Genomic DNA, 24,503 nt, shown 5'->3' with positions numbered 1-24,503 from the left:
GGTCATCCATTGATTGTTGTATTCACGTTCTCTGCAGATAAAACGCTAGTGGAAACCCTATTATTGTTGGAATCCAGAAAGAAAATACCCGGTAGCTGAGTACAACAACAACAGCAATTGAGCCAGGCACTCCCAGGCCTGTATAGAGAGCAGCCATCGAACTCTCCACAACGCCTATTCCGCCTGGCAAGAGAAAAGCTATTTTTCCTAAGAGAATAGGGAGCCCATATCCAACGACCAGGACCTCAAACCCTACAGGAAACCCTGCGGCTATGAAGAAGAAATAAAGGGTCAGCATATCAAAACTCGTAAAAATCACAGACCCAAGAAGCGGGCGTTGCCAACCTCCGTTGCTTAAAGTATCAAGAGCTGTAAAAATCCGGCTTACTGAAGCTTTGGTTGGAGCAGGTTTGTAGGATTTATGCAAGAGCCGGGCAAAGTAAGCCGCTATCCTGACAACAATAAGTGTGAAAGCTTTTCTGTTTTTTAAGCCCCAGTGTACTGCTGCAAAGCCCAGGCCAAGTAAGGTGAGGATTAGAATAAAAGCAAAAAACTGCACCGAAGAAAGTTTGTGAGTAAACAGAAGATGAAGAATTCCGGATATAGCCAGCACTGTCAAGATCATATTGTTGAAAATATTGGGCAGGGTGCCCGCAAGCCCTGCACCTTCGGCACTAATGCCATATTTCCGTACCCATCGATATGTCGCTGCAGCATTCCCGAAAGGACCTCCTGCCAGCATGCCTATACTTGAAGCTGCGAGCGTTATTATAGCTCCTTTTAATATCGGGATAGTCTGGTTTACTCTTGCTGCGATAGAATTTATAAGGTAACCCGCTCCCAGGTAACTGACACCCTGGCCAAGGGCAGCCAGTAGCACAGCCCATGGAATCATTGTCTCGATAACATGCGCAGATGCTTCAACCGAAGCAAGTTGTGGAAGAATAAGGTTAACAGCCAGCCCTATAAGGATAAGCGTTGGGACGTAGCGGCCTACTTTTAATACCATAGGTGGGGGAGATAGCAGACTTCTGTGGACATCGTTCTCACTTTTTTTCCCTGATTTACCTTCGTTCCGGCCTATACTCATTTAAAATCCTCTATCCCATATATCCACATTTAAAAATTTTATTCTAAGCACTATCGGACACGTTTTATATAGCTATGCTTCTGGGCAGCTATTTATTTACAATTTATTTAATACTGTAATTATATTTATCTTTCCCAAATAAGTATTATCGAGTAAAATTTCACAGCCTTTAATTATTATTAGGGAGAATCCTTTCCCATGACAGAGACTGTATATCTTCTTTTTCCTATTATTTATGCTCTTATTAATGCAGCTTCATATGCTCTGTATGGAATTGATAAATTCAAGGCAAGAAAGAATAAATGGAGAATTTCAGAACAGAGCCTGTTGCTAGTTTCTTTCTTCGGACCAATCGGTGCACTCCTCGGAATGCAGCAATTCAGGCACAAGACCCAGAAACCGATCTTTAGATTCCTGGTGCCTACGTTTGTAGGAATTCATATCCTTTTAGTGCTCTGGATCAATCTCTAAGCTGAAGGAGCTCAGTTTTAGGCTCAACCAGTAACAAGGATGGTTTAAACGAGATAAGACGCATCACAGTTTTCATTCCTTATCCTTTATCTGATCACGCTCTGGAAACTGGATTTGAGAATTGCAAAATATTTGTGGAAAGTTGGGAGTCAAGATTTAAAACCAAGAGTCGAAATCAACACCTGAGATTGTATTTGAAATCCTCATTTGAATAAGTATATCATGAGCTTATCCCAAAACCAGCTTTATATCATGAGTTTATCCCAAAACCAGCTTTATACTCAAAATTGATAGAAGTTTCAGAACAATTCCCTGTGATCAAAACGTGATCAAAACATGATCAAAAACTCATTGATTATTCTGAATTACAGATTCAAAGAAGCAGTTTTGAGGTATAGGATAGGCTCCATAACAATATTTCAAAGCTGTATTTTCTCTTCCCAAATGCACAGCGGTTTTCTGTCTGAATATTTCGCAGACAGGGACGAATTTAAAAGTCGGGAGGGTACTGGATGGCTGCCCCACCAAATATTACAAATTATCCAGAAGAGTTACGGTTTTTGCCGGTTGAGAGCAAGAGTGCAACTCAAGATGAAGTCGTAGCTGCCCTGAAGAACTCAGGCGCCGAAATTCTCCTGAATTATATACTAGTTGGTTCTAAAAAAGCTGCTTGCTTCTATGCCAAATTTTACAGGAATTATTTTTTTGTATAGGCTTTTTCTGCACAAATTATTGTTGAGTAATTTCTTTGGCTATTATGCTTGTACTCAAATATACTTATCAAATATACTTATCAAATATACTTATCAAATATACTTATCAAATATACTTATACTCAAATATTCTATTCTTTTAATGAAATTTATATTTTCTAACCCCATACTCTTATAGTATGGTGTCTTCTTTATTGAGTCCTCTGGCGATGCCTGCAATAGAAGGCATCCGAATCCCAATGAATTTTTATGTAGTTCTTAAGGAGCCTGTACCTCTGGCTGGCATGTCGTATCCCAGAATGCACATGCCTTGGGAGAAAATAGAGAAAGCGGGTTTCTCAAGTGTTGTATGTCTCTGTGATTCTGAGGTATCTTATAACCCCTATCCTCTCAAGGTTCTCTTTTCTGCAGAATTAGAAGACCTGCATCATGGTAATTTTCCATACGATCCTGACACGCTGGAATGGCTCGTAAGAAAGGCAACTAATGTAATATTAGAAGAAATAGACGCAGGAAAAGGCATCGTTGTCCATTGCATAGGAGGTATAGGCAGAACTGGAACTGTTCTTGGTTGTGTGCTCAAAGATCTTGGTTTTCAGGCTGATGAGGTGATAAATTATCTGGATGATATAAACAAGCTCAGAGGCTTCAGAGGATGGCCAGAGACAGAATGGCAGGCGGAAATGGTACGCAGATATTGATACATTTAAATATTATTTGAGAATAAATATGAGCTCAGATTAATGACACCGTTTCCATTTTTGATTGTAATCAATTTGATAGATATTGATAGCAATAGTGAATTTTCATTCCTTAATAACAAATACACTAAAAAATATTTTTGGACTTGTTTCAGGAAAGGCCGCACTGCGTGCGTAACAAGCTCCGTTTAAGATGGCTAATGACGCTGCTTTGTCTCAGTTAATTCGCGAATCTGGAGGGAGCTGTCGCATAAAAATAATAAAATATTAAAATTTGCTAAAGATTAGTGCTATTGAGCGCAACTGAGTGTTTTTTGTAAATTATCTCGCTTGAACGAACAAAAGAACCTAATTACCAATAAAATAATTCTTTTGATCGAACTGAGAAGGATCCCATTTCCGAAGCAATATTCTGGCGACTTTGATTATGAAACTTGAAAGCTTAATATTAAAGAAAAGACGTAAGAGCATGTATGATAATACCTGGCAACCTATAGATTTATATATTTTATATGCTGTATAAGAGCCTACAACAGATTGCCAAGGTGGCAGAGCGGTTACGCAATCGCCAGCAGAGCGATTCACTCCTGGTTCAAATCCGGACCTTGGCTTTTTTTATTTTTAAATAATTTTTCATCAGTCATTGATTAGGGAATTTTCTTGCCTGAAAGCTATCGATTTTTCATTAGAAGCCTACCTAAAATTTTGTCCTATTTATATGAAATCGATACCATATTCCATCTCATGTGTTCTTAAAATATACAGCAAGTGTTGAAAAAATTTGACTTAATGAGTGAATGAAGTGAGATAAATAGATTTAGTACTGTTAAAACGGAACTCGAGTTATACTCCTAAAACAGAATTAGACAAACTGATAATATGGAAATTAGGCATCTGGATATTGGGGAGTGGGGGTGTTGGGGGTTATTAAAAAAAGTTAAAAGGTCTATTCTGACCTTCCCAGATGCCCGCATTCTAGTCAACCTCATGATATATATAATTTAAGTCTATTTGTTTTTCCAAGAAGTACCTTTACGGCAACTGTAAGTTATTTGCTGCTAGAATTTCTAAATTAACTACAATAAGTTTTCTAAATCCTTTTAGCAAAGCATAAGAGAACGGAAAGGATATTGTGATGTTATGATTTGTGATGTTATGTTTGTGATGTCATGATTTGTGATGTTATGTTTGCGATGTTATGATTTGTGATGTTGTGATTACGAAGCAAATCCTAGAGAACTACAGTTTCCTGTGAGCCTGAGAGAAACTCGATATATAAAAGCCTATTGATTTTAAAAATGATTCACAACTAACAATTGAATTATAATATCCTTAAAACCGATCCGGTTAAGCAAAAGTAATACTACTCATAATAAGTCAGCCCTACTTGAATGTAGCTTAGTAGCTCAGTATCTTAACTATAATTCAGCCCTCTTGAGCGAAGCAGAGCGTAGCGAAAAGGGCTCCATCCTCCCGAGACGGGACTCGGGTGACGGAACTCGGGCAGCAGAGCCACAGCTCTGCTGGAAAAACATTTATTATGCCTTATGATATAAAATTACTCACGAATAACAGCTAACCTAACCAGAAACGGGCCGCTGATCCATTGACAAAAGACAAACGAATAAAGTTTCCATCCGGCTCATATCAGGCTTTTTATAAAGGTGTCCACTACAAAATAGACCCTGAGAATGACACCGTGGAAATGACCCAGAACTTGAATCCAAGATATAGCCCTGAAAGCAAAGAAGAAGCTTTTGATCTGGTAAATAAGCTTGGAGTAGAAGAAATTCAAAAAAGAGCCAGATTATTCTCAAAACTCCTTCTTCTTTCAATACTTTTATTTCTGTTTTTGATGTTTTTCCCTTCTTATTTCTCTGTAAAATCCGAAAGCTTTCTTTTATCAGTCGGAAGATTCCTTACGATTGTGTCAGAAATTGTTTTCCTTTATATGTTTGGTTATTACAGGGCTATTAAGAATTATTGTACGGATTCATACTGCGAAAAATGCGGGAAGCATTTAGTTTTTGAGGAATTTCAGGTTCCACTCGTAAAAGAAGAAAGTAAAATCGATACCTATACAAAAACAATAACGCAGTACTGGCACTGTATAAATTGCGGGCATGAAGAGATAAAAATCGAACCTCAACCCATAGACCACCATTACGAAAAAAGACAGGACAATTTAAAAGAAGACACGTGCGAGGAATGCGGAGAAGAGCATGCAATAGAAGAATATCGAAACGTGGATGTATTAAATTATATTTTGCAAAAGAAAATAAGGTATTTTAAATGCAGAAACTGCGGCTACCATGAAATCAGATTAAGTAAAAAGTTCTAAACTGTTTAACAATTACAGTTCTGTACAGCAATTACAGTTCTATACAATCTAATGTAGCAAGTGCTTTTTGAAAAGTCTGTCTGTATAGCAATGGAGCAACAGTAAGTCGCCCTAAAAAGCTTTTATTAGAAAGGGTTGCCGCCTGAAATATCACAATGAGTAAATCTAAGTGCTAATAAGTCAGTCTACAAGTTATTCTGTTTGATCGCAACCGTTGCTCCGTTTGATCACGCTGATTACGTCGTTGCTGTTGTTTTCGGTCAAGCCTTTTTTCAAAAGGGTTGTGTCACAACCGTTGCGCCGGTTGATCACGCCGACTAAGACGTTTTAGATTTAGCATTTTTTCGCTCAAGCCTTTTTGGAAAAGGCTTGTAGGCAAGCAGTTTTCCATTTTGGATCAAACTCTCCTTAAAAGTTTTTAGTTATAACTATTTTGATAACTTTGCATATTTGTTTGCAGAATAATCTTTTCTACTTGAGATTTCAGGGTACGATTCTCAGTATTTTTGTCATAGTCGCAGCAGTTTTGTTGTCTCAGATTCTATATGTCAACTTATTGTAAACGGAAACATTTATCTTGGAGTAAACAATATGATTCGATGCTGATTTACGCCAAATCAATGGTTAACAATAACGAAATTTACCTGCTATTTACTAAAAGAATTGCAAGTTTAGTAATAAATCCGCTAACTGATTCAGTAAGAAACTCAGTAGCGGATTCCACAGTAAGTTCATGGATCAGTTCAGCAGTAAACTAAGGCCTGAGCTGTACGTAGTGAGGATTCATTTCATGAGTAGAAAAACCGTTTTTCCAAAAGTAATGTGTACTCAGCATCCGGACTCAGCGTCGAAATATATCGCAACACAGGAAGAGCCCGGAGAAGCTATAGAGGCTGCACAGATATTCGGCTGTGATGAGTATATGCCGGATTATGAAGGGAAGGCAACCCCGTATCATCAGAATGTTCAGGTTGTATCAAAATTCATAGAAGAAACAGACCTGATCCCAGGAAAAGATATTATTATCACTCCTCGAGCTCCGAGTGCGGTTCAGGAAAACCAGTTCAGGCAACTCATGGTTATGATGTCAATTGCTGAGGCTAATTACAATGCCCTTGAATACTCGGATGTCCAGGCAATCAATGAGTTTGTGCATCCCATGACAGACAGCGTCAGGGAAATTATTGGAGCTCAACAGCATATGGTAGACGTAAGTGAGCTTGCAAAAAAAGAATTTGGTTTTTCAATGGAAGTCCCTTGCATAATTCCTCTTATAGAGGATGCTCCTGCGCTGCTGCATGCAAAAGAACTTGCAGAAAATACGCTTTTTGCCTGGAAAGGACATTTCGGGACAGTTCCTGATAAATTCAGGGTGTTTCTGGGTAAATCCGACTCTGCCCTTTCCTTTGGGCATGTTGCAAGCACGCTTTCATGCAAATACGCAATAAACGGAATCTGTGAACTAAATTCCGAACTCGACACCCAAACTGGTATTATATTCGGAGCAGGAACGCTGCCTTTCAGAGGGCACCTTGACCTAATGAATGCAGAGAACTTTTTCAAGGAATACCGGGGAGTCGGGACCATTACTCTGCAGTCCGCGCTCAGGTACAGCCACAAAAAAGGGGACGCTGAATCCCTGGTAAAACTTGCAAAGGCCAGGCTACCTGAAACGCCTGAACTATTTTCGGCCGAGGAAAAAGAAGAAATAATAAACCTCATTGGGATATTTGGGGCAAGCTACAGCAGGATTATCAGGCAATTAGCTCCTACGATAAACCGGATAGCTGACCTTCTCCCACAGCAACGTGATCGTCTTATGCACAAAGGTACAGGTGGCTATTCAAGAAGCGCTCCTGATATCTCAGGCTTAGTTAACCTCTGCCGTACCGATATAGGAAAAGAGCTTGAAGCCAGTATGCCTGCTGAAGACCTTCAGCTTCCAAGAGCAATAAAGTTTACAGGCGCTCTTTATTCCATAGGCCTGCCTCCGGAATTCATAGGGACAGGCCGTGCTCTTGAAGAAGCCCGGGAAAAACTCGGAGAAGCTGCCTGTGAAAACTTGCTTACAAAATATTTCCCCTCCCTTGCAGGTGACCTGAATTTTGCATCAGAATATCTGGACCTCAATGTAGCTTCCCGCTTCCTATCAAGTGAATGCCTGAAGGAAGTCAGCAAAGATTTAGACATCCTGCATGGGGCCTTTGCTCTTGAAACTAGTCCAGAACCTTCGTACCGCATCCTGGTAGAAATGATGCAGCCTGACCTCCTGCAGGCAGGAAGTAGAGGAAACTGCATGGATGAGGAAGTTTCCCAGCTTGTATGCTCGACCCTCACCAAAATGGGAAAAATAAGAAAGGCCCTCGGTTAAGTTATTTAATCTCTTAAGTTATTTAGTCTCTAAGCGGTTGACCTTCCTTTCTTTCTTTTTATTTCCCTCCAGTACTTCTGGCCCTTAACTTCGCTTCTTATCAAAGTTCACCCCTGGTTATCAGCTTGTTGTGGTATTGCCATCTTTTGAGCTGCTTTTTACAGGTACAGGAGTTATAGCCACTTCTGGAACAGCAACATCGGTAAGGCCGTTACTGAGATTTTTACTATTAGTACTAGAGTTCGTAAGACCTGTACTGGAATTCGTAAAATTTGTGCTCGAGTTCATAAAATCTGGACTGGAATTTGTAAAATCTATACTGGAATTTTCAACATAGGGGGCCTGCTGCTGTGGATTGGATACAGGTACAAGTGGCAGATAATCCGTAAAGTTGGTTTCGTTATATTTTCCGTTATATTTTATATCTGCAACGCCGTTTTTATCTTTATCTTGTGCGGTTTGAGAGAAACCTTTTTCTCCCGGGCTTGCCCAGAAGTTGTCTCCAAGATATGGGCCACCGGTACTATTTATGCCTGCTTTCTTTTCCGAATTCCAGGTATTTCTCCGGTTTCCGACTTCTACGTTAAAGATATTATTAAGATAGTTGTTGAATATAGTGTTGTTATCACAGGCTGGGCACATAGAAAGGCCTGAAACATAATTGAAAGCAAGAATATTTCCAGAAAGCGTGCTATTGTCCGAAGAGTTTAGATGAATTCCCCAGTTGCTTTCATTAATCGTATTTCTGGAAATTGTGCTGTAGTTTGAATGTGAGATCCACATTCCATATCGTATATTCTCCGATATAATATTCCCTGCAGATATATTCAGGTTTGAATTTGTCAGGTAAATTCCCATATCGTTTTTGCTTATCGAATTGTTATTGAGATTATTGCTGCTTGAATTTATGAGGTAAAAACCGTAACCTGCATTCGAGCCTGCCGTATTACCGGTCAGGTTATTGTCGCTGCAATTATTTTATAGAACAACTGCCTTTATGAAATCAAAATTAATATCAATTCATTCGTCATCGGTTAAGGATTCATTTCCTTCTCATGTTACTCTTTTTGAACCCAGTTCTTTCATTTTTTACTCAAACCATTCATCTCTAAATCTTTCTCTGTTTACATGCGGATCTAATGCTTGACTTTCATACACCCTCATTATAGTTTCAAAAGTCCTCTGAATCCCACATCTATACAAAATTACTGTCAACAAATCCGATGCATTCTCTGCAAATATTGTACTCCAACATAACTTCGTATATCCAGCCATTTTTTCAGGATGAGTTGTTGAGTTTCTTACAAGGGAATAAATTCTTCTGCTAATGATCAGTGTCAATATTGCCGTCCAGATTAGAGCTTCAATTACCTGTACATTCTTTATCTCAAGAACGTCCAGTGCATACTTGCTTTTCAACTCCTTAAACAGAAGTTATATGTTCCATCTTTTCCCAGTTTTTGGGAACTCAATCAAAACTCCAAAATGTTTCAAAAGAGCTTCTCTATAAAAGTTCAACCCATCTGTGACAAAAAGAGGGATTTTATCAGAAAGATGTTTTTTAACTGACTCTACTAACTTATCCGTAACATACTGTTTTCTTGGCCCTATTACAAAGCCAAGTATTAGCTGACAACCTGGCACAAAAGCTACCCACATCCATGGTCCATCATCTTCATAATCTTTCATTCTAGAAACTATTTTTTTAATTATTATCCATAGTTCATCCATTTCTATCTTGGGGGTATTCAGGTCTTTCATCATATTGTCATTTACTTTATCGTATTGTTCAGCTGCACGAGTTAACCATCGCTTTACACTGGCAGATTGTACCTCTAAAACATCGGCAATGGCTTCAATGCTCATTCCTTTCATAGACATTTTCAGAGCTAAATCAATAGTTTTCTCATCTTTACGAAGATCATGATAAAAAGTGTCTGTATGGTCAGAATACTTTGCCACACTGGTGGCAAACATATCTTCTCGTTTTCTTTCCACGACTTATGTAATTTCCATGTTCAGTAATATTGCTTTGGTTAGTAGGACCATAGAACTTGCAGTTTTTGTAGGATAAGCAACATCAAAAAATTGTGGTTTTGGACCTCATTTTCCCATAATATAAAAATATGATGTTAAAATATATAATACCAATCAAATACAAATTGACCATCTACTTTTTCTCTGAGTTTTAAATCCAGATTATACAGATTAATTTTTTGGACAAACATATAATCCACATCCTTTTCAAATCATAAGATATAAATAGAATTCAATCATTTAGTCTGAAAACAGACAGTTGGAAAATAAACAATACAATTTAAGACAATGATAATTATGACTATTATATATAAAACTTTCAAAAAATGAATCAAATGCTCCTGATCAGTGGTCTATGAAACGGATCATTGATTCGATCTTCTGAATCAATACAACAACAAAGCACCTGTATACGACCTCATGAAACGAATAAAAAGAAACGAAGTCACTGAACTCTAGTTCAAATTCCCGAACCTCTTCCATTTTGCGAGACCATTGATAAAAAATATCCAGGAAAAAAGGAAGCAAAACAGAAAAACATTGATAAACAGAAAAAAATTTTGAATCACAGGAAGATTTGAGAATGTACAATAAACCAGCCAAAAAAGCAAATTCATTATGCTCCGTGACAGAATTAAAAACAAAAGGTGTTGATATACTTCTCGGCGACCCCAAAAAAGCTATTATAAAACTGGCAATTCCCATGATTGTTGCCATGTCCGTGCAGAACATTTACCAGTTGATCGATACCTACTGGGTCTCGGGACTCGGAGCCGACGCCATGGCTGCGATGGGCTTTGTTTTTCCTTTCTTCTTCGTCAGCATGGCCCTTTCGAACGGACTCGGGATCGGAGGAGGAACCGCAATTTCCCGGAGGATCGGAGCAAAGGATAAAGAAGGAGCGGACAACGTCGCGGTGCACACGCTAATATTGATGCTTATCCTCGTGCTCATATATTCTATACCGTTCTACATTTTTGCCCCGCAACTCTTTACTCTGGTTGGGGCGGGAAAAACTACGGGACTTGCCGTGGACTACGCAAGAGTTATCTTCCTGGGGAGCATCGTGGTCTTTTTCACCAATGTGGCCAACTCCATAATCCGAAGCGAGGGAGATTCGAAGCGGGCAATGCAGGCCATGGTACTCGGAGCGGGCCTGAACATCATACTGGACCCGATTTTTATCTATACCCTGGATTTAGGGATTGCCGGTGCAGCCTGGGCCACATTGTTTTCACTGGCGATTTCTTCACTCATGATGTTTAACTGGTTCTTTATCAAGAAAAACACCTACATATCCTTCAACTTTCGGAGATTTGGCTTCAAAAGAGACATCGTAGAAGACATTCTCAGGGTAGGAATTCCGTCTTCGATCCAGCACATTACACTATCCATTATCCTGCTTGCAATGAACCTCATTATCATTGCGGCTAGCGATACCGACGGCGTTGCGGTATTTTCCACGGGCTGGAAGGTAATAACCGTCTCCGTTGCTCCCCTTATGGGGGTTGCAACAGCCGTTGTTTCCGTAGGTGGAGCTTCCTTTGGGGCCCGAGCTTTTGAAAAAGCGGAAATTGCCCTTAAATACTCGATAAAGCTGGGACTCCTTATAGAAACAGGAATTGCCCTCCTAATCTTTGCATTGGCTCCGCAAATAGCAGCCGTCTTTACCAGGGCAGAAACCGCAACTCACATTGCAGGAGACATTGAAGTATTTTTGAGAATTGTCTCCATTTACTTGCCAACGGTCGGTTTCGGAATGCTGTCCTCATGCATTTTCCAGGGAGCCGGAAAAGGGATGAACGCCCTTGCTGCAACGATCCTGAGGACCTTTATGACTCCCCTTTTTGCATATATTTTTGCCCTTACCCTCGATTTGGGAGAAAAAGGAATCTGGTGGGGGCTCATTACTGGCAACGGCATATCGTGTATGATCATCTTTGTGTGGGCGAGAATGTTCCTTAGCGAGCTTATAAGAACAGAACACTCGATAAAGGGGGCGATGGAAAACGTAGCTTGAAAAGACTCCACGTTATCATTATTTTGTCAGCTTTTTTATCAGTTATTTTTGCCGGAAACATTAATGGATAACTCGAATTATTAAATTGATTAATGAAGAATAGACTACAGTAAATAGGTATATAAAATGGAATAGTAATCAAAAGCGAACCAAAATATGAAAATGCTTTAAAGCACTTTAATGCTGTGCGACAAGAAGTTATGCCATGAATTGCTTTTGCTACCCTTTCCATTTGGGGGTAACACTACCATAATGTGCGTCATCAGTAATAATGAGGGTTCAAAGCTTCTGAGACAATATGAGAACCTCTGAAAATCCATTTCAGATAACTTGCTAGGGTAAGGGTTACACGAGGAACGTAAAGTTAACCATTATAAGAGTCGTTAAGTGTACCAAGCGAAAGTGAATTGATACACTTGAACAAAATATTATGAAATCAGGCTTCAACGGCTTACATGACGTTAAAGCAAATGGACAAACAGTTTCCGGCTTATAGATGGCTCCTAAAGAACCCATAGTTATTCATAACATAATACCTGGTAAGCCCTATTTGTTTCCTTAAGAGATTAGGAACTTCGTAAAGAGAAACAATAGCAAAGATGGTAACGGATTCAGTAAAAGCAAATGTCAATTTGTAATCAGATTCAAAAGCAATTCAACTTGCGAAAAATCAATGTAACGGATTCAGTAAAAGCAAATGTCAATTTGTAACGGATTCAGTAAAAGCAAATGTCAATTTGTAATGTATTGAATAGGGGTTCAAACTTTGCCTTAATCCGAAAGGATGCTGACTTACTGATAGTGTTTTCTTGCGTGGACGGAAAAAACTCACGAATGTAAAATACTCAAAGACGCCAGTAGGTTGTTATTTACGGACAGCAATATTAGTAGGTTGTTATTTACAGACAGCAATATTAGTAGGTTGTTATTTACAGACAGCAATATTAGTGAGCTGTTATTTACAGACAGCAATATTAGTGAGCTGTTATTTACAGACAGCAATATTAGTAGATTGTTATTTACGGACAGCAATATTAGTAGGTTGTTATTTACAGACAGCAATATTAGTGAGCTGTTACCTAGAACCACAAAACCAGTTATGAAATAACTGATGCCTGATACAGAAAGGGTTTGAAAACACTCGAGCCGTATGAATGGAAACTTTCAACTACGGTTCCTGGGGAAAAAGAAGGAGCAATCCACCTGACTTACTCGACAAGATATAGTAAATTTTACAATAAATTTTACAATAAATTTTACGGAAAATAGGCATATCCCAAAAAGTACATTCGAGAAACTCCTAGAGGACAGACTATAAAATAGTCCATCTACTTTCCGGACCCTTACAATAACAAATTAATGGTGTGAAATCATATGAAATCGAGAAAATTAAACGAAGTAGCTGAGCTCCAGTTTGACCTCCTAAATCTCTTCCACAAAAACTTTGCTAAAGCTTTTCATGAGATCACATACGGTCCTTATAACCTGAACAAAAATCAGAAAAGAGCTATTATGCTCATCGGAAAGAAAGGTGAAATCATTCCTTCTGTCCTGGGAGAATACCTGGATCTCCATAAAGGGAGTTTGACATCGATAATCGATTCTTTGGAAAAAGAGGGACTTATCTACAGGAAAGGAGATCCAGAAGACCGCAGGAAAACCATCTTATCCCTTACCGAAGCAGGCAAAGAGTACAGAAGTTGGCTTAATGCGGCAATTCAGGCTAAAGTGTCGGAGATCCTTGATAGATTGGATGAAGAAGAAATAGTTAATTATCAGGAAAGCATGGAAACTTTGATATACTTTTTTAAAAAACTGGATGAGAGGGCATGAGAATCCGGTCCATTAATTGGACTGTTGTGAGAAAATAATCATTGGAAAGTTGAAGTTGAAGCATTTGAGACTTGCTATTATCGTGATAGAAGTTGACGTGAATCAACTTTACATAAATTCTGGCATGTGGTGAACTTCTGAATAATATAAAACAGCAGAAAACTCCTTAATTTTATCATCAGATACAGGAGAGGCAAAATTATTGTTGTTCAAGATCGCTGCACAGGATGCAATATTTGCGTAAAAATATGCCCTTCATATTTCATCGAGCCGGCTGATGAGGCTTACCTTCTCTAGGTGCAGGATAAAAATATTTTACGCTCTCTATTGCTGATCTGAGAAACTTCTGCCATATGAGACTCTCGTTATTAACCTCTGTCCTGATGAAAAAGTCCCTCTGTCTGCCGGTGCCGTCAACATCTCTCCAGAGGATATGGCGTGGCATTGTCGGAATTTGCTGTAAATTTGAAATCAAATTTTTGTGTATGATAGAAAGTTAATCTTTCGATGTGGAATTTTCTACCCCAGAATTTCTTAATTTTTGATTTTACATAAAAATTAGCACACTGCCTTTTATCCAAAGAATAGATCATATAATAATAAAATATTTTAAAAAGAGAAGTGATCTGCCAATTAACCAAAAATCAAATTGCGTGCGGCCACCCCACCCTAAAGGATGGGGTATGCTTCGGGCCGCCCGCCCGGTTATTTTGGTACTTAGAACTCATTAATTCTACGTTGCCCGGATTTTTTTAACCTCTGTGATTGAGCTTCTGTTTTCGTTTTTCCCTGCGATTCCTTAATATAATGCTTGATTGTGTCAGCAGTTACATTCCCAACAGATCGATAGAACTTTCCACTTGACCATAGACTTCCACTCCAATACTGTTTTCTCATTTCAGGATGAAGCTTGAAAAGTCTGTAAGAACTTCCTCCTTTCAAGTATTGAATTACCTCTGATAGAGAAGTACTTGGATGAAACTCTAGAAACAAGTGAACATGATCATCTACAACTTCCATTGCATGAATTTTGTAGCCTTTTTCCATGCAAATACTGCTGAGAATCAACTCGCAATCCTTTTTAATCCGCTTGTTGTAGAATATACTGTATCGATATTTAGGTACCAACACGATGTGGTAGGTAATCTGACCATAGCCATGGCTAAAACTACGTAGTTCCAACATTATATCACATCCTAGCCATAGGTGGCTGGCACCACCTGTGGTTATGGTGCCAAAAAAAACTTTATTTTACAAAGAACTGATGATTGAAACAGTTATGCGAATATAAAACAGCCAGCGAGGGTTCACTTCATCCCCGACCTAAAGGTCAGGGTATTCGTGACCCTCTGCGCTCCCATAGTAATAAAATATCAAGATGAAAATATAGTCAACTCAGGAAATATTTACACATATAAATACGAACAATAATTGTAAATAATTCTTGAAAGTGATGTTAATTGTTGAGCTGCTTATATTCCAAACGAGAATATAAACCACGGAAAGCACGGAGACACGGAAATAAGTAGTAAGGGCACGGTTCTTCCGTGCTTTCCGTGTTTTCCGTGGTCCCGATTTCTTGGTTGAGTTTTCCCCACCTTTCTGCGTATTTCGTAGTATAAAACTCCAAGTGATTATGTGTAAATATTCATTTTCGAAAATATAATTGGTTTTTATAGTGCAATTAATTTGTGAGTTTACTATAATAGAAAAAGAATTTCAGGAGAAAGACAGATGCTTTACAGAAAAATTCCAAAGAACGGAGATAAACTTTCAATACTGGGATTCGGATGCATGCGCCTCCCTGTGATAGAGGATGGAACAATAGACGAAGAAAGGGCTACCCGGCAAGTTAGATACGCAATCGATCACGGAGTGAATTACATCGATACGGCCTGGCCGTATCACATGGGAGAAAGCGAACCTTTCCTTGGACGAGCCCTTACAGATGGATATCGAGAAAAAATTAAACTTGCTACAAAACTTCCCTCCTGGCTTGTGGAAAATCGAGAAGATATGGATAGATTCCTGAATACCCAGTTAGAGAGACTTAATACGGACCATATAGATTATTATCTACTTCATAGTCTGGCAGGAGAAGTATGGGATAAACTTGAGCCTCTTGGTGTGATTGATTTTCTTAATAAAGCAAAGGACGACGGACGAATTACCAACGCAGGTTTTTCTTTTCATGGGCCAATTGAAGATTTTAAGCGGATTGTTGACGCTTATCCCTGGACTTTCTGCCAGATCCAGTACAACTTTATGGACGAAAGAAATCAGGCAGGAACTGAAGGACTTAAATATGCAGCCTCTAAAGGACTGGGTGTAATTGTTATGGAACCTCTTCTCGGAGGCAATCTGGCTAGCCCGGTACCTGCTGAAGTGAAAGATATCTGGGATGAGGCTGAAACGAAACGTACACCTGCAGAGTGGGCTCTTCGCTGGGTGTGGAACCATCCAGAAGTTACGGTTGTACTCTCAGGCATGAACGAGGAATCTCATATAGAAGAAAACCTGAAAATCGCATCTGAGGCCTATCCAAACTCCCTGACTGACACTGAAATGCAGCTTGTTAACAGAGTTGAGCAAAAGTACCGTCAGCTTGTGAAAATTGGCTGTACTGGCTGTCGATACTGCATGCCTTGCCCTTCAGGAGTAAATATCCCTGAATGTTTTGAAATTTACAATAACCTCCATATGTTTGGTAATGTAGAGGGTGCCCGGTTTAAATATGCAGTCAGGATGAGTGGCGTATTTACAAACACTGAACCTGGAGGATTTGCTTCCCAGTGCACTGAGTGTGGTCAATGTATGGAAAAATGTCCCCAAAATCTAAAAATACCTGATCTGCTCAAAGCCGTAGAAGAAGATCTGGAAGGGCCTGACCTGGAGCAAAGGGTGGCCATGGCTAAAAAACTCTTTAAGAAAGGGTAATTAAAAAAATAAATCCACAAGCTAGTTAATACACCATTAACCCGATCAATAAGGTTCGATTAAAGGTCAGAGAGAAAAATGGAAAGAGGGAGTAAAGGGGAAAGCGGATATTTTACAGAAGAGTTCCAGAGGCACGGAAGACACGGGAATAAGTAGTAAGGGCGTGGTTCTTCCGTGCTTTCCGTGTTCCATGCTTTCTGTGGTTGTAATATCCAGACCGAATCACTCTGAGACCGGTTTCATTTTCCGTATTACAGAATTCCATGTGACTTTAAAATAATATTTGTGCCATAATCTGTAATTATTTTCTTATTATGTATTCATTTGAGAATCGATACAGTAGTTAAGTATACCGGTACCAATGCAAGGAGAGTTTGGTTCCAAATGATAATCGTGTATACTCTGGTTTACAAAGAGAGGATCTGCATAGATATCTGTACTTGATGTGCAGTTTCGGTAGTTGCCTGCAGAGTTATTGTACAAACAGTTATTTTCCAGTACAAAAGTGTGAGTTTCAGGGAGATAATTGATTACTGCATATCCCATTCCCTCAGGGTCTTTTTTGCACTTACGGGTATTTACGATTATGTTGTTACGAACAATTGTTGTGTATTTTGTGCCTGTGTATGAAAGACTGAGACGAGCTTCATAGGTCGGAGAGATGTCGGTCCCTATAGGAAGCATATGAATAATTGCCGCATGGTATACCCCGTCAAAGATATTGTTTTCGATGAGAGTATCGTAAAACCCACTTGTTATTATACCTCCTACCAGGTCGATATTTGGGTTCATGCCAGTATTATAAAAGATATTATGAAAAATGTGGACATTCTGAGCTTCTTCCTTGGGATAAGAATCTAACCAACCTATCAACCAGATTCCAGGCCCATAAGTATCATGGATAGTATTGTTATATATTTCTACATCGTTAACGACCTCTGTTGTTTTCTCAACCAGAATTCCAGAACCACCTGCACTCCAGTGATAATAGGAGTCGATAACATTATCATGAAATTTTACATGATTTGAATTTAAAACTCTAAGACCACAATCAGTTCTGATGAGTATGTTATTGTTCCAGGCCTCTAAATTTTGACAATCTTCTGCAAAAAGAGCATTATGACCCGTTCTATATATAGTGTTATCGTAAAATTGAACATCATAACTGCGATCTACTTTCAATCCTTCTCCATGTCCGTCATGCATGTACATATTATGAACTTGAATGTCCGTGGAATTACAGAAGTGGATCATATTGTAAAATCCATATCCATCCGTTTTATCTAAATTATTGTCATGGTTTCCGTCAATTTCAAATCCTTTTATAGTTACTCCATGTATTTCGTTACTGTCCATCTGCGTTATCAATGGCTTATCAACTGGCCAGCTCGCATTGTCTATAAGTTTAATTACGGCTGTAGGATCGCCTTCCAGGGTCGTGTTATTTCCAATAAAAATACTATCTGAGATAACATATGTATATGGGCCTTTAAAATGAACAGTTGTAAACTGTGGATTTTCTGAAACACATTTAAGAGCTTGATTTATCTCTATCTGATCGTCACTTCCATCACAATTGAAGTCTCCACTACCATCTCCAGCTACATACACCGTCTTATTCTTTAGGATGTTACTATAGCATAGATTATCTAAATCTAATGAATTGCATATGGTCTTATTTTCCTTCATTATAGCCGTACTATTTTGTTCAGTAACTGCAGATGCCGTAAATGGAAAGAAAATTAAGAATAAAATCAGAGTTGATAACACTAGGTTTACTGAGAGATATTTATCCGCCGGTTTCATTATTATATGCTCTTGTCTTTTATTCTTTAATAAATAATGTTAATAATATGTTGGGAAATTTTATAGTTAAACTTTTCCATTAAAGTGTAGTATTTTAAAATTAATATAATTTGCGAGACTTTATAGTATTGTTTTAAATTTGATATATAATAAAAGTCAACTTTTTGTGTGCTGAAGGATAAACAGATACTCTATATCCTCTTCAAATTGAGTGGAAATCTTTCACTTTCGATTTTACTCAATGAACTTTTTTCTCTGATTAGTTGAGCTAGAGATGGCATCTAAAATGTACTGCTGACTCTATCACACATGTACTGATATGCAATTACCCCCAGTTTCTTTGCCGTCTGAATAATCGTCATAAATGTGTTATTTGCCTTTGTTCCTTCCTCTGTTATGGTTTGAAGACTCACATCTCTTTTTCTGACCTTTGCTCTCGCCGCCAGTTCCGCCGCATAACAATGCAGCGGAACCTCTGGCAAAAGTTGTACAGGTTTCAAAAACCTTCTTCCTAGTAGTTATATATTCATTAAGTGAGAAAACACAATCAAGCTTACGATGCATTTCTTTGTCGTTGAATATTTTGTTTTTCAAAGAAGAGAGCTTTTCCATCCAGATTTGGGAAACATTAAACGTTTTCATCAGATCAAATGTTTTAGCATTAAAGCAGTACGTTTTTTTTCCACATAAAAGCACATCTAAAATATTTTCTCTATTCCTTTTGGGAACTGTAAAATAAGCAGCATTTCAATGATAGAAAACAAAAGACGAAAAGCATTTGAAGATGATACCAAAAGCTTGATTGAAACAATCAAAAATTTCAAACTTTTTTCGCCTTTTTTACCTTTGCATTCTCTTCACTCAGCCCTGCCCATATTACCTTATACCCTAGCTGTTCAAGCACTGGATAATAGAGACTACGGTCAAGCCCGAAACCTTCAAAAACCTTTACCGCATCGGCATAAGTCTCTCCTGCTCCCGGTCTTTCAAGATCCTGATCGATTCTCTCAAGCAGTTGCCTGTGAATTAAATAGTTTTCAAGAAGTACGTAATTTTGATATTTCTCCAGATCTTCGACTTTTCCGAATTCTTCAGCCTTTCCGGATTCTCTGAGTTCTTCTAACTCTCTTGCTTTTTCGAACTCTCCAGTTCTTTCTGATTCTCCGAGTTTTCCTAGCTCCTCGATTTCTTCCAGTTCTCCGGCTTTTGCAAGCCTGTCTGCAACCACTTCCTTTAAAGCGTCTGGCAGAACTCCTTTGTCGGCTGCCATTTTCTCAAGATTTACCAGTTCTCCTGAAATTGGAAATTCCAATTTCTCCAGTCTTGACCGGTCTTCTGAAAGCTTTTTTTCCTCGTACTTTCTCAATATCTGCATGACTTCATTTGCCGGGATCTTTTTGTCAAAGAAGATAACTTCCTGCGAAGGAAAATCCTTCTCAGAACACTTGAGTTTTCTGTCAATCAGGAGAATAACAGGTTCCTTTACCTGCTTAAGCTTCTTAATCTTATTTTCAATGTATTCGGGAGTCCAAAAGCCCACTATTTCCAGATATACCCTCATCCCGTCCCTCTGGAGAGAGAAATCCGGGACAAAAGCGTATTTTCCAGCTTTAAGAATCGTTGGCTCTCTTTTTATTTTCCAGCTTCCCAAACTAAGGCTGCCAAACATCTGCTCAAGAGTACTGTCATAGGTTGCTTCTTCGGCATCGATTTCCTCAATCCTTGCCTCTTTTCCGGCTTCTTTCCCGATTTCTACCCTAGCTTCATATTTTTCCTTTTCTTCTTTAATTTGAAGCTCTGGTGAAAGGGTCTCAGGGTACACGGCTGCTTCAGAAGTAATTTTGAAAAACTTTTCCGAGTCATCAAGGGTAAAATTCAGGATGCGCTTTCCCTGGTAGCCTTTGTGAAGAATGCCTGCCTTGAGCCTCCAGCCTTTTGACTTCAGCAGCGCAGGAAAAATTTTTGCAAAGGAATTCCCATAGCGTTCAGATATCCGAAAAAGAGAGGCAGGCCCGTCAAGATGCAGGTGGACAGCTTTTAATTCTTCGAAGTTTTCTTTGACATCTCCTTTCTTTTCTTCTTTTTCTCTATTGATTTCTCTCTCGATTTTGCCTCTTTCCTCATCAGTATCTTCAAGGGAATACATAAGTCCCGAACGAAGGATTTTCCAGAGGATTTTCTGAAAATCACCTTTTATCCAGATGTCAAGGTCAACAGCTCGGAAAAGCAGGGTCTGGGTAAGAGAAATGTTATACTGTTTTAGGAGCTCTGCAGGAGAAAGGGATACGAAACTTTTAACTATCTGGTTTTCCTCAAGGTCCGCCCAGAGTGCCTTTTCAAGTTCCTTTACCGAAATTGAAAGCTCTTTTGCAACTTTTTGCAGAGTCTCTTTTCTCTCGGCAGGAGAAAGTGCCATGCCTCTGCAGGCTTCAAAAACCGTTTCCCTAGCCAGAGAAGGGTCAACAGCGGCATCCGTTTCTATAACGGTGCGCCTTCCAAGTAGCTGGGAAAGCCCCCTAATAAAGCGGTAATTCATTTCCTCGTAACCATCAAGTTCGGCCAGAAGATCCCCATAGGTTTTTCCAATATGCTGATCAAAAGTCTCGATCAGAAGCCTTGCAAGTTCCAGGTTTTCGGGATCAGAAGCTGCGTATACAGGCTTTATTTTCCCTCCGGAGATGCGGGTTACAAGAAGATCAGACGTGAGCAGAAGAGCCGCCCCCAGAGCTTTTTTCTTTCTTCATCTGACTTTCCTTTCCTGATATCCTCTTCATCTGATTTTTTTGCGCTGATTTTCCAAAGTCTTTTCGAGTTGAAACAGCTTTTTTTCTTCTCCTGGCAGTTCCGGCTTCGGTTGTTTCTTCGGTTATAATCTCATAGAGTATGGCTTCTTTTCCTTCTTTCTTCCTGAGGATCCTTCCCAGGCGCTGGATATATGCTAATTTGCTCCCTGTACCGCTTGCTATAATTCCTATGTTTGCCTCAGGAACGTCTATGCCCTCGTCAAGCACCTTTGAAGTAACTACAGCCCTGTATTTTCCTTCTTTGAACTTCTCGAGGATGGAATTCCTTTCTTTTGCAGGCGTTCTGTATGTGATCGCAGGGATAAGAAATTCCCTGGAAATCCGGTGGACAAGCCGGTTATGTTCCGTAAAAATGAAGATCCTGTCTTCCCGGTGTGTATTCAGGATCTCTTTTAACTTTTCAATTTTAGACTCCGTGTTGAAAGCAAGTTCTCTTGCTGCGTTTCTTGCAAGAAGTGCTTTTCTGGCTTCCGGGTCTCTCCCGCTTCTCATAACCAGTTTCTGAAAATCCCTTGGCCCCCGAAGAACAATTCCGGTTTTCCGGAGATAATCTGTATAAACCGAATAACATTTGTTGTATTCTTTCCTTTCCTCATCCGTAAGCGCAGCAGCTATCCGTTTTATCCTGTAAGGGGCAAGGTGGCTGCCTGCAAGTTCCGAGACGTGCTTTTCATATACTTTTCCCCCGACAAGCCTGTTAAGCTCCAAGTGTAACTCATCTTCCCGCTCGTAAGTGGCTGTCAACCCAAGTCTGTAAGGCGCTGCGGAAAACTCGGCAATGCTCCTGTATCCGGCTGCAGGCAGGTGATGGACTTCATCAAAAACAAGGAGACCAAACCTGTTCCCAAGGGTTTCGGCGTGAATATAAGCAGAGTCATACGTGGAAACGGTTATTGGAAGAATTTTCTTCTCCCCACCCCCAAGCTTTCCGATTTCCATCGTAAAAGCTTCTTCAAGCTGTTTTTTCCATTGTTCAAGCAGGTCAAGCGTCGGGACAACCACAAGGGCAGGGCTATTGCAGCCTGCAATTGCCCTGATTCCAACAAGGGTTTTTCCGCTTCCTGTTGGCAGGACAAGCGCTCCCCATCTATTATTTTCTCCCCAGGTCACAAGAGCTTCGGCCTGGTAGTCTCTTAACTTAAGTTTCTTTCCAGACGCTTCATAAGCTGCTGCCAGATCAGGACAGGGGAGGAGGTCAAGCACCTCATCTTTAAACGGGATCTTAGAATTTTTCAGATAATCTATTATATCTCTGTAATAAAGGGCAAGAGCTCTGAAATTTCCGCTTCTTTCATCCCAGACTGCATTGGGAACTCTCACATTACCTTCTATAAGAAGCGTTCCCTGCTTGAAGCTAATTTTGATCATTGTTTATTAAAAGTCTGGACATTATATATAATAATGGAGGTAACTCTATACATTATTTCCTAATAGCTGTCTGGCACTTACTCTTGATTTCACTTACTCTTGATTTATTACTTGAATGGAATAACGAATGAAGTAACAGTTGACTATTGAAACTAAGGTTAAAATGAATTTAACATTTAACATTTAACATTTAACATTTAACATTTAATATTTAACCATTTAACATTTAACTTTAAGTATCTTTTTCAAATTATATGGGCAAAAGTAAATTTCATAGTATCCTCTTCAAATTGAGTGAAAATCTTTCACTTTCATACTTGCAGAAAATTTAAGAATTTCGTCAGGTCTGAGAAACAACCTCAAGCATTGCATTCACCTTGATAACTGTATATCAAAATCGTTGTATATTTTTCGAGTTGGGAAATTCTCCCTTGAATTTGAAGTGGATACAATTTAACCTTAAAAAATTTACTAATATTAAATCTAAGTTGGTTTTAAGATCAGTTCACTTTTTTAACTAAATAAACATTTATATATAGTTAAAGTAATTTTATCTGTCAGGATGTGACTACATGGATAAATTCATCAAAGATAAAATAAATCAGAGCATAAACGATAGAGTGCAACATCATTCTCGATTTTTAGAGAATTGTAATACTTATAATTCATTTCTTAAATTAGAAAAGAAAGCATTTGAAGCTGGTTGCCTTTCACGGAAACATAAGGAACTAATGGCTCTATCTATTTCCATTGTTACTAAATGTGAGCCCTGTATTGAATGGCATGTTCAACAGGCTTGTTTAGCAGGTGCATCAGATAAAGAGATATATGAGACTATTGATGTGGCCATCGAAATGGGAGGTGGACCCGCTGCCGCTTACTCACGCTTTGCATTGAATGCATTGGATTTTCACAAAGAAGAAAGTTCGGAAAATAAGAAATCCGGCAAACAAGCCTGAAGAAGAAAAAAGATAGACGAGAAAAATAGCCTTGCTTGATGCAAATACCTGATTGCTTTTTTCCTTTTGTTCAGGTTATTTATAGTTTTACTCCAATATAAACATTGGAAAATTTATCTTTATCGTCAAGTGGGGGCGTAATAAATGATACATCTATGGGAGTATGATTCTCGCGAGCTTAACGGCTTAAACTTGCCGCAGATGATGAGTGAACTTGAAAGAATAGGAAATGAAGGCTGGGAACTGGTTCTGATAAGAAACGATATCAATGAAGAAGGCAGAGTAACTGCAATTTTCAAGCGGAAAAAAGAGAGCGAGACTATAGCTTTATAACTCTATTTCATTTTTTTATATTTTACTTCTTTATTGATAGGCTTAAGCCTTATTTCGGGTAAATTAAAGCAATTATCTTATCAGGTTTTTTAGAATTTTTTTCAGTCTACCAGTTTTATAACCAGTTTTGTAACCAGTTTTGTATATACTATTTTTTTATATTTTTTGCCGTATATTTGGAAAAATAATTACAAGCGAGCGCATTAACTTCAGCATGGATTTTCTGTCAGGCTTGAAACCCTTAACAGTTTTATTTAGAAAAGAGCTGCGTTCCCACCTGAAAAATTCTGGAAGTTCCGAACGGCACTTATTAGGTCTTGTTCAGGAAGAGGTTTATTATTGGACTCACGGGTTGCGAGCTTCTTATCTCTTCACTTTTAGAGTAGATTTTTCGGAGTAGGCGTTGAAGTATTTCTTGTGGAATAGGTCTTGCTATGTGGTCTTGTAGATGAGAACGCAAGTTATACTATGCTCTCACTCTATATAATATTTTTAATGAATAGTATTACTTTAACTCTATTTTGTTGGAATAAAGATCTAATTTTTCTTTAATGGTTTAACCTTATAGCATTAAACTTTTTCTTTAATGGTTTAACCTTATAGCATTAAACTATGGTACTTGATATAACTGGGTATAAATACTAATAATTATTACCCGTACGTTAACAAGAAAAAGTCAACTCATTCTAAAAAGCTGATTTCCCTGAGATACAGTAGCA

Annotated in this window: 20 protein-coding genes, 1 tRNA gene and 2 pseudogenes; 13 read left to right on the top strand and 10 right to left on the bottom strand. The window is 38.8% G+C overall.

The annotated features are described in order from the left end of the window. Positions 1 to 22 precede the first annotated feature (22 nt). Positions 23 to 1,090 (bottom strand): lysylphosphatidylglycerol synthase transmembrane domain-containing protein, encoded by a 1,068-nt coding sequence (locus MSBRW_RS11220; protein ID WP_011307576.1) that lies wholly within the window; start codon positions 1,088 to 1,090, stop codon positions 23 to 25. Between the two features lie 198 nt (positions 1,091 to 1,288). Between MSBRW_RS11220 and MSBRW_RS11215 the strand changes: the two genes are divergently transcribed. The 6 genes from MSBRW_RS11215 (at position 1,289) to ppcA (ending at position 7,687) form a co-directional block, all read left to right on the top strand. Continuing rightward, on the top strand, positions 1,289 to 1,561 hold the full coding sequence (locus MSBRW_RS11215; protein ID WP_011307577.1) for a DUF1294 domain-containing protein: 273 nt from the start codon (positions 1,289 to 1,291) through the stop codon (positions 1,559 to 1,561). Positions 1,562 to 2,073: 512 nt separating this feature from the next. After that, positions 2,074 to 2,274: a hypothetical protein gene (locus MSBRW_RS11210; protein ID WP_048102883.1), complete on the top strand. Its 201-nt coding sequence runs from the start codon at positions 2,074 to 2,076 to the stop codon at positions 2,272 to 2,274. Positions 2,275 to 2,468: 194 nt separating this feature from the next. Continuing rightward, a complete protein-coding gene (locus MSBRW_RS11205; RefSeq protein ID WP_230669705.1) occupies positions 2,469 to 2,975 on the top strand; it encodes a protein-tyrosine phosphatase family protein in 507 nt (168 codons plus the stop codon). A gap of 539 nt (positions 2,976 to 3,514) precedes the next feature. Then, positions 3,515 to 3,586: transfer RNA gene (locus MSBRW_RS11200), tRNA-Cys, on the top strand. A 995-nt stretch (positions 3,587 to 4,581) separates the two neighbouring features. Next, entirely contained in the window at positions 4,582 to 5,316 is a 735-nt protein-coding gene (locus MSBRW_RS11195) for a hypothetical protein (RefSeq protein WP_011307579.1), read from the top strand. A gap of 790 nt (positions 5,317 to 6,106) precedes the next feature. After that, a complete protein-coding gene (gene ppcA, locus MSBRW_RS11190) occupies positions 6,107 to 7,687 on the top strand; it encodes a phosphoenolpyruvate carboxylase (RefSeq protein ID WP_011307580.1) in 1,581 nt (526 codons plus the stop codon). 120 nt (positions 7,688 to 7,807) lie between these two features. Here the strand turns inward: ppcA and MSBRW_RS11185 are convergent. The 3 genes and pseudogenes from MSBRW_RS11185 to MSBRW_RS24290 all read right to left on the bottom strand — a co-directional run. Beyond that, positions 7,808 to 8,650, bottom strand: a pseudogene (locus MSBRW_RS11185) (NosD domain-containing protein); the annotation flags it as partial. Positions 8,651 to 8,776: 126 nt separating this feature from the next. Beyond that, positions 8,777 to 9,142: pseudogene (locus tag MSBRW_RS24295) on the bottom strand (IS4 family transposase); the annotation flags it as partial. Continuing rightward, positions 9,122 to 9,685, bottom strand: a complete 564-nt coding sequence (locus MSBRW_RS24290; RefSeq protein ID WP_394298296.1) for a hypothetical protein — start codon at positions 9,683 to 9,685, stop codon at positions 9,122 to 9,124. The pseudogene MSBRW_RS24295 and the gene MSBRW_RS24290, both read right to left, overlap by 21 nt. A gap of 622 nt (positions 9,686 to 10,307) precedes the next feature. On the opposite strand from MSBRW_RS24290, the gene MSBRW_RS11165 reads away from it, so the two are divergent. From MSBRW_RS11165 to MSBRW_RS24280, 4 genes are all read left to right on the top strand, one after another. Beyond that, complete coding sequence (locus tag MSBRW_RS11165) at positions 10,308 to 11,744, top strand: MATE family efflux transporter (RefSeq protein ID WP_011307583.1); 1,437 nt, start codon at positions 10,308 to 10,310, stop codon at positions 11,742 to 11,744. Between the two features lie 809 nt (positions 11,745 to 12,553). Beyond that, a complete protein-coding gene (locus MSBRW_RS24285; protein ID WP_394298279.1) occupies positions 12,554 to 12,847 on the top strand; it encodes a pentapeptide repeat-containing protein in 294 nt (97 codons plus the stop codon). Between the two features lie 271 nt (positions 12,848 to 13,118). Continuing rightward, a complete protein-coding gene (locus MSBRW_RS11160; RefSeq protein WP_011307584.1) occupies positions 13,119 to 13,577 on the top strand; it encodes a MarR family winged helix-turn-helix transcriptional regulator in 459 nt (152 codons plus the stop codon). Positions 13,578 to 13,751: 174 nt separating this feature from the next. Beyond that, complete coding sequence (locus tag MSBRW_RS24280) at positions 13,752 to 13,874, top strand: 4Fe-4S binding protein (protein WP_080565430.1); 123 nt, start codon at positions 13,752 to 13,754, stop codon at positions 13,872 to 13,874. Here MSBRW_RS24280 and MSBRW_RS11155 read toward each other — a convergent pair. Together MSBRW_RS11155 and tnpA are read right to left on the bottom strand one after the other, a co-directional pair. Next, positions 13,840 to 14,022 (bottom strand): hypothetical protein, encoded by a 183-nt coding sequence (locus MSBRW_RS11155; protein WP_048102887.1) that lies wholly within the window; start codon positions 14,020 to 14,022, stop codon positions 13,840 to 13,842. The two genes, MSBRW_RS24280 and MSBRW_RS11155, sit on opposite strands and share 35 nt — an antisense overlap. A 272-nt stretch (positions 14,023 to 14,294) precedes the next feature. Continuing rightward, the gene (gene tnpA, locus MSBRW_RS11150; protein ID WP_011307585.1) at positions 14,295 to 14,762 is read right to left on the bottom strand and encodes an IS200/IS605-like element ISMba16 family transposase; all 468 of its coding nucleotides are present in this window, start codon (positions 14,760 to 14,762) and stop codon (positions 14,295 to 14,297) included. Between the two features lie 549 nt (positions 14,763 to 15,311). Here tnpA and MSBRW_RS11145 point away from each other — a divergent pair. Then, positions 15,312 to 16,514, top strand: coding sequence for an aldo/keto reductase (locus MSBRW_RS11145; protein ID WP_011307586.1), 1,203 nt, complete (start codon positions 15,312 to 15,314; stop codon positions 16,512 to 16,514). A gap of 312 nt (positions 16,515 to 16,826) precedes the next feature. Here the strand turns inward: MSBRW_RS11145 and MSBRW_RS11140 are convergent, their stop codons facing one another. The 4 genes from MSBRW_RS11140 to MSBRW_RS11125 all read right to left on the bottom strand — a co-directional run bounded on the left by MSBRW_RS11140 (position 16,827) and on the right by MSBRW_RS11125 (position 22,492). Next, on the bottom strand, positions 16,827 to 18,320 hold the full coding sequence (locus tag MSBRW_RS11140) for a right-handed parallel beta-helix repeat-containing protein (protein WP_011307587.1): 1,494 nt from the start codon (positions 18,318 to 18,320) through the stop codon (positions 16,827 to 16,829). 369 nt (positions 18,321 to 18,689) lie between these two features. Then, the gene (locus MSBRW_RS11135) at positions 18,690 to 18,962 is read right to left on the bottom strand and encodes a hypothetical protein (protein ID WP_155398213.1); all 273 of its coding nucleotides are present in this window, start codon (positions 18,960 to 18,962) and stop codon (positions 18,690 to 18,692) included. Between the two features lie 178 nt (positions 18,963 to 19,140). Continuing rightward, positions 19,141 to 20,985 (bottom strand): DUF790 family protein, encoded by a 1,845-nt coding sequence (locus MSBRW_RS11130; RefSeq protein ID WP_230670124.1) that lies wholly within the window; start codon positions 20,983 to 20,985, stop codon positions 19,141 to 19,143. Between the two features lie 31 nt (positions 20,986 to 21,016). Next, positions 21,017 to 22,492 carry a DEAD/DEAH box helicase gene (locus MSBRW_RS11125; RefSeq protein WP_011307590.1) on the bottom strand — a complete coding sequence of 492 codons (1,476 nt, stop codon included), beginning with the start codon at positions 22,490 to 22,492 and terminating at the stop codon, positions 21,017 to 21,019. A 572-nt stretch (positions 22,493 to 23,064) separates the two neighbouring features. On the opposite strand from MSBRW_RS11125, the gene MSBRW_RS11120 reads away from it, so the two are divergent. Both MSBRW_RS11120 and MSBRW_RS11115 read left to right on the top strand, forming a co-directional pair. Beyond that, a complete protein-coding gene (locus tag MSBRW_RS11120; RefSeq protein ID WP_011307591.1) occupies positions 23,065 to 23,451 on the top strand; it encodes a carboxymuconolactone decarboxylase family protein in 387 nt (128 codons plus the stop codon). Between the two features lie 144 nt (positions 23,452 to 23,595). Continuing rightward, positions 23,596 to 23,784: a hypothetical protein gene (locus MSBRW_RS11115; RefSeq protein WP_011307592.1), complete on the top strand. Its 189-nt coding sequence runs from the start codon at positions 23,596 to 23,598 to the stop codon at positions 23,782 to 23,784. The last annotated feature ends 719 nt before the right edge of the window (positions 23,785 to 24,503 follow it).

This window comes from Methanosarcina barkeri str. Wiesmoor, from assembly GCF_000969985.1.
Classification (GTDB): domain Archaea; phylum Halobacteriota; class Methanosarcinia; order Methanosarcinales; family Methanosarcinaceae; genus Methanosarcina; species Methanosarcina barkeri_B.
The sequence above is the reverse complement of the archived record's forward strand: the minus strand, read 5'-3'. Positions and strand labels throughout refer to the sequence as shown.

Excerpts from the sequence above, each read along its gene's own strand:
- MSBRW_RS11220 (WP_011307576.1), bottom strand. The coding sequence starts at position 1,090 with ATGAGTATAGGCCGGAACGAAGGTAAATCAGGGAAAAAAAGTGAGAAC.
- MSBRW_RS11215 (WP_011307577.1), top strand. The coding sequence starts at position 1,289 with ATGACAGAGACTGTATATCTTCTTTTTCCTATTATTTATGCTCTTATT.
- MSBRW_RS11210 (WP_048102883.1), top strand. The coding sequence starts at position 2,074 with ATGGCTGCCCCACCAAATATTACAAATTATCCAGAAGAGTTACGGTTT.
- ppcA (WP_011307580.1), top strand. The coding sequence starts at position 6,107 with ATGAGTAGAAAAACCGTTTTTCCAAAAGTAATGTGTACTCAGCATCCG.
- MSBRW_RS11165 (WP_011307583.1), top strand. The coding sequence starts at position 10,308 with ATGTACAATAAACCAGCCAAAAAAGCAAATTCATTATGCTCCGTGACA.
- MSBRW_RS11160 (WP_011307584.1), top strand. The coding sequence starts at position 13,119 with ATGAAATCGAGAAAATTAAACGAAGTAGCTGAGCTCCAGTTTGACCTC.
- MSBRW_RS11155 (WP_048102887.1), bottom strand. The coding sequence starts at position 14,022 with ATGCCACGCCATATCCTCTGGAGAGATGTTGACGGCACCGGCAGACAG.
- tnpA (WP_011307585.1), bottom strand. The coding sequence starts at position 14,762 with ATGTTGGAACTACGTAGTTTTAGCCATGGCTATGGTCAGATTACCTAC.
- MSBRW_RS11145 (WP_011307586.1), top strand. The coding sequence starts at position 15,312 with ATGCTTTACAGAAAAATTCCAAAGAACGGAGATAAACTTTCAATACTG.
- MSBRW_RS11140 (WP_011307587.1), bottom strand. The coding sequence starts at position 18,320 with ATGAAACCGGCGGATAAATATCTCTCAGTAAACCTAGTGTTATCAACT.
- MSBRW_RS11135 (WP_155398213.1), bottom strand. The coding sequence starts at position 18,962 with ATGAAAACGTTTAATGTTTCCCAAATCTGGATGGAAAAGCTCTCTTCT.
- MSBRW_RS11125 (WP_011307590.1), bottom strand. The coding sequence starts at position 22,492 with ATGATCAAAATTAGCTTCAAGCAGGGAACGCTTCTTATAGAAGGTAAT.
- MSBRW_RS11120 (WP_011307591.1), top strand. The coding sequence starts at position 23,065 with ATGGATAAATTCATCAAAGATAAAATAAATCAGAGCATAAACGATAGA.
- MSBRW_RS11115 (WP_011307592.1), top strand. The coding sequence starts at position 23,596 with ATGATACATCTATGGGAGTATGATTCTCGCGAGCTTAACGGCTTAAAC.